Origin of the sequence: Halomonas marinisediminis (assembly GCF_004347715.1) — a bacterium.
Lineage (GTDB): Bacteria > Pseudomonadota > Gammaproteobacteria > Pseudomonadales > Halomonadaceae > Halomonas > Halomonas icarae.
The window spans coordinates 1-276 of the sequence record NZ_SLTR01000412.1 but is presented as its reverse complement, the minus strand read 5'-3'; the positions used below and the strand labels follow the sequence as shown (position 1 = coordinate 276).

Annotated in this window: 1 pseudogene; it reads right to left on the bottom strand. The window is 69.2% G+C overall.

The features are described from left to right. Positions 1–276 (bottom strand): annotated as a pseudogene (locus E0702_RS17200) (amidohydrolase); the annotation flags it as partial.

Genomic DNA, 276 nt, shown 5'->3' with positions numbered 1-276 from the left:
TCGGTTCAGCACGACGCCATCGTTACGGACCCGCGCGACGGCGTCAAGGTCAACCTCGGCATAGGTCCAGCCGGGTTGTCCGAGTCGGCCCTCGGCGATCACCCCGGTGGCAGGAAAGCCGGTGTCGGGCGGACAGAAGACCCCGCCCATGCCCATGTTGGTATCCACCGCCTCGGACCAGTCGCAGCTTCCGACCGTCGAGGCCATGACCGCGATGCACTGCTGCTCGAGCGCGCGGGCCATGGCGCCGATGCGCACCCGGCTGTAGCCCGCCAG